Consider the following 5,220-nt stretch of genomic DNA (forward strand, 5'->3'; position numbering starts at 1 on the left):
GGCTGTTCAACGGCTTCGCCGCCGGCACCGGCAAGGAGGTCTACTTCGACGACCTCTCGCTGAAGGAGATCGTCGCCCCGTTCGGCCCGCAGTGGGCCGGCGGCCCCGACTCGGGCACCGGCTCCGACTACCGCTCGCTCTCCCTCCCCTCCTCCGACCTCGTCCAGATCAAGCGCGCGGACGACTCCTCGCTGACCTTCGCCAAGGCCAACGACGGCAGCTTCTTCGCCGAGCCGGGTGCGGAGTCGTTGAGCCTCAAGGCGTCCACCGCCACCTCGGGCCCGCTGGTCACCTCCTTCGGGCAGTGCCTGGAGGTGCCGAACGGCGCTCCGGGCAACGGCGTGAACCCGCAGTACGCGCCCTGCACCGGTGCTCCCAACCAGCAGTGGACCTACGGGGACGACCTGTCCCTGAAGGTGATGGGCTACTGCCTCGACAACCCGTGGGGCGCCACCGCCGACAACACCCGGATGGTGCTGTGGTCCTGCGGTTCGGGCAGCCCGAACCAGCAGTGGCGCCTGCAGGCCAACAAGTCGCTGGTCAACGGCCAGTCCGGCAAGTGCCTGGACGCCAACCTCGGCGGCACCATCTGGACCTGCTGGGGCGGCTCCTGGCAGCTCTGGGACGTCCAGACCAACGGCACCGTCTACACCCTGACCGACCTGGACGGCTCCACCACGGTCTTCACCCGCCAGCCCGGCTCCGACGTCCACCAGGTGGCCAGCGAGACCGGTCCCGCGAACGCCTCCACCACCCAGTACCTGTACGACGTCACCGACGGCCGCGCGCTCCCCAAGCGCGTGATCGCTCCCGTCGAGCCCGGGGTCGACGACCTCAACCACTGCACCGTCACCCCGCTGCCGCGCGGCTGCGACGTGCTCGACTACGACTACGCGACCAGCACCACGGCCGTGGCCGGCACCCCCGGCGACTACACCGACCGGGTCCGCTCGGTGAAGTCCTGGTCCTGGAACCCGGCCACCTCCCAGCAGGAGGCCGTCGAGGTCGCGCACTACCTCTACGACGACAAGGGCCGGCTGGCACAGGTCTGGGACCCGCGCCTGGCGACCCCGCTCAAGACCACCTACACCTACGACAGTTCGGGCCGGGCCACCCAGCTCGCGCCCGCCGGTGAGCTGCCCTGGTCCTTCGACTACGGGCCGGCCGGCTCCGACCAGGACCCGGGCCACCTGCTGAAGGTCCGTCGGAACTCGCTGGTGCCCGGCTCCAAGAGCCAGGTCAGCGGTGAGATCGCCACCAAGCTGGTCTACTCCGTGCCGCTGACCCGGGCCGCCGGCGGTCCGTACGACATGGCCGGTGCCGACGTCGCCCAGTGGGGCCAGACCGACGCGCCGACCGACGCGACGGCCGTCTTCGGCCCCGAGGACACCTCCACCACCCACACCGCCTCCTTCACCGTCCCCGGGAAGGACGGGTACAAGGCGGCCAACGTCCGCTACCTCAACGCCTCGGGTGACGAGGTGAACGCCGCGACCCCGTCCGTCGCCGTCAAGGGGGACATCAACACCACCGAGCACGACCGCTTCGGGCACACGGTCCGCACGCTGGACGCCACCAACCGCTCGATCGCCCTCGGCACCCACCCCGACACGGCGAAGTTCGTCAGCGAGCTCGGCCTGCCGGCCTCCTCGGCCGACCGGGCGCGACTGCTCGACTCCCGCACCACGTACACCGCCGACGGTCTGGACGTCGTCGAGACGCTCGGCCCGGTGCGCCGGGTTGCGCTGTCCGAGGCGCTGGCGGGGCAGACCAACCCGGTCACCGTCACCTCGGAGGCGGAGACGCTGCCCCAGCTGGGTGCCAACTACCCGCTGAAGATGGACGCCGACTGCTGCGGCCTCACCTGGTCCGGTGGTGCGCAGCTGAGCCTGCGCGGCACCGCGGCCGGCGCCGAGGACACCGTGCGGGTGAGCGTCCCCGAGGAGGGCGACTACGTCCTCAGCGGCCAGCTCACCCGGTACAACGACCACGGCATCGTGCAGCTGTCGATCGACGGCACCGACCTCGGCTCGCCGATCGACGAGTACTCCGCGACCCCGGCGGTGGCGCCGTTCACCACCGGTGCGCCGATCCACCTGACCCGCGGTGACCACTCGCTCAAGATGCTGGTGACCGGCACCAACACCGCCTCCACCGGCGAGCGCTTCCACGCCGGGTTCGACACCTTCACCCTGACCAAGACCACCGTCAACCCGACCCTCCCGGTGGGCACTTCGGTGCTCGCCCGGGACCACACCACCAACACCTACGACGAGGGCAAGCCCGACGGCCGGGCCTACCACCTGGTCACCACCGCCGGCACCGGCGTCCGGATCGACGGCTACGCCACCGACGCGGACCTGCGGGTCACCCGGAACGGCTACGACACCCCGCTCGGCGGCACCGCCGGCTGGACCCTGAAGAAGCCGACGAGCGTCACCCTCGACGCGACCGGGGCCGCGCTCACCACCACGACCCGCTTCGACGACAAGGGCCGGGCCGAGGAGCTGCGCGTCCCCGGCACCGGACAGGCGGCCGAGGCCAGCACCGTGAAGTCGGTCCACTGGACCGCCGGCACGAACGCCGCGGACGCGGCCTGCGGCGGCCGTCCCGAGTGGGCGGGCCTGCTCTGCACCAGCGGCCCGGGCGCCGCGATCACCGGGGCGGACTCGGCGCGGATGCCGACCACCCTCCCGGTGAAGCGGATCACCCGGTACTCGCGCTTCGGCAACCCCGAGGAGATCACCGAGACCAACGCGGGCAAGACCCGCACCACCACGACCGTCCGCGACGCGGCCGAGCGGCAGCTCTCGGTCGAGATCACCGGCGGCGAGGGCCAGGCGGTCCCGAAGACCGTCACCGAGTACGACCCCGCCACCGGCGCCGTGGTGAAGACCACGGCCGGCGGCAAGTCCGTCGTCCGGGTGGTCGACCAGCTGGGCCGGGAGATCTCGTACACGGACGGCGAGGGTGCCACCACCACGAGCCAGTACGACGCCTACGGCAAGCCGGTGAAGGTCACCGACCCGTCGGGCTCGGTCACCCTCACCTACGACCGGGTCAAGGAGCCCCGGGGGATGGTCACTTCGGTGACCGACAGCGTGGCGGGCGAGTTCACCGCCACCTACGGTCCGGACGGCCAGCTGGTGGAGCAGTCCTACCCGGGCGGCATCGTCCGCAAGGACGTCCGCAACGCCTCCGGCGAGACCACCGGCCGTACCTACACCCGTAGTTCGGACGGCGCCGTGGTCTGGTCGCAGAGCCGCGAGGTCACCACCCGGGGGCAGGTCACCAAGGACAGCGACTCCACCTCGGTGAAGTCCTACGCCTACGACCGCCTCGGCCGGCTGACCAAGGCCGAGCAGACCACCGGCAACGCCGGTTGCACCACCCGTGGTTACAGCTACGACGTGCACTACAACCGGACCGCCAAGTCCACCTCGCCCGCCGCCGCCAACGGTGGCTGCAGCACGGCCGCCCCGGTCACCGAGAACCACACCTACGACAGCGCGGACCGGATCACCGACGCCGGTTACCGGTACGACGCCTTCGGCCGGACCACCCGGACCGCGAGCGGCACCCTCAACGGCTTCTGGACCAACGACCTGGTCGCCTCCCAGGAGACCGCCGACACCCGTCAGGTGCTCACCCTCGACCCGGCGGGCCGGCTCTCCGGCTCCACGGTCAGCAAGAAGCAGGGGGACGGCAGTTGGGCCACCACCGCGTCCCGGCTCAACCACTACGGCGCCGGTGACGACGAGCCCCGCTGGATCGTCGAGGACACCACCACCGGTGCCTGGACCCGCAACGCCTCCGGCCCGGACGGCGACCTCGCCGCCACCATCTCCAGCACCGGAGCCGTCCGGCTCCAGCTGACCGACCTGTTCGGCAGCGTGGTGGTGGCCACCGATCCGGCGCTGACCGCTCCGCAGGTGCTCTCCTTCGACGAGTTCGGCGTCGCGGCGGCCGGGCAGGCCGAGGCCCGCTACGGCTGGCTCGGCGGGAAGCAGCGGTCCTCCCAGGCCCTGGACGGCAACGTCCTGATGGGCGTCCGCCTCTACGACACGGTCAACGGCCGCTTCCTCTCCGTCGACCCGGTCTACGGCGGCAACTCCAACTCCTACGACTACGTCAGTGGTGACCCACTCGGCCGCTACGACCTCGACGGCCGGATGGACTGGGGGTACTGGGACCCGAAGCAGTTCGCCAAGAACGCGGCGAGCAAGCTCAAGAGCAAGGCCAAGTCCACCTACCGGGACGCCAGGAACTGGGTCTCGGACAGCAAGGTCGGGCGCATGAGCCGCAACCCGAACGTCCGGCACTGGTTCTACGGGATCCGCACCATCACCGCGGTCATCAACCCGGTCCGCAAGGCCAAGTGGGCCTTCGGGATCCTGCGGAACCCGGCCCAGTCCTGGGCCACCTGCACGGCGACCCTGTTCAGCCTCTGGGGCTGCGCGAAGACCTTCAGCGGGATTCCGGAGGCCATCTACTGGGGCAAGAAGTACTACGACAACTACAGCTACGTCCAGGACTACAACTCGTCCTTGACCGAGAGCCAGAAGGACAGCGTGTGCCGCCGCTACACCGGGTACCGGGGCGACTGGTGCACCGGCTGACCTCGAAGGGAGCAGCACCGTGGACATCGTCGTCTCCGGCCTGATCGCACTCGGCCGGGCCCTCGTGTCGCTGCTGTTCTGGGCGAACGACGTGTCCGGGGTCCGGAGCCTCTTCCGCAAGCCGGAGGACGGTCCGGAGGAGAAGTGCTGACGTAACGACCGTCCGCAGGACGGCCGAATGCCCCGGTCCGGATTTCTCGGGCCGGGGCATTCGGCCGTCGTCCATTTCGGCGCCGACTCAATGAGCGTCCGTCAGATGGGCGAAAAGGATGACATTACTGGTGTATTCACGTTCGGCCCGGTCGAATCGTCCGCCGCAGGTGATGACGCGCAGTTCCGCGGCCTGGGTCGGGCCGTAGACCAGCGCGTTCGGAAAGGACTTCCGGGGGAAGGTGCGGACCTCGTCCACGGTGAACACCGCCGTGCTGCCGTCCAGCCGCGCGACCTCGACGGTGGCCCCCGCCTTCACGGTGGACAGCGCCCAGAACACGGCCGGCCCGTCGAGGGTGTCCACGTGCCCGGCCACCACCGCGGCGCCCTGGGCACCCGGGGTCGCGGAGTCCCGCAGCCAGCCCGCCGTGCCCGGCATCGAGTACGGCGG

General features: G+C 70.7%; 3 protein-coding genes. 2 read left to right on the forward strand and 1 reads right to left on the reverse strand.

Annotated elements, in window-relative coordinates:
- Together ACWCYY_RS40590 and ACWCYY_RS40595 are read left to right on the forward strand one after the other, a co-directional pair.
- Positions 1 to 4,619: ricin-type beta-trefoil lectin domain protein (locus ACWCYY_RS40590; protein WP_449798949.1), on the forward strand; the 4,619-nt coding region annotated here is incomplete at its 5' end.
- 19 nt (positions 4,620 to 4,638) lie between these two features.
- The gene (locus tag ACWCYY_RS40595; protein WP_345287946.1) at positions 4,639 to 4,770 is read left to right on the forward strand and encodes a hypothetical protein; all 132 of its coding nucleotides are present in this window, start codon (positions 4,639 to 4,641) and stop codon (positions 4,768 to 4,770) included.
- A gap of 87 nt (positions 4,771 to 4,857) precedes the next feature.
- On the opposite strand, the gene ACWCYY_RS40600 is transcribed toward ACWCYY_RS40595, so the two are convergent.
- On the reverse strand, positions 4,858 to 5,220 hold a 363-nt coding region (locus ACWCYY_RS40600), incomplete at its 5' end, for a sortase domain-containing protein (RefSeq protein WP_449798950.1).

This window comes from Kitasatospora sp. NPDC001664 (assembly GCF_053596675.1).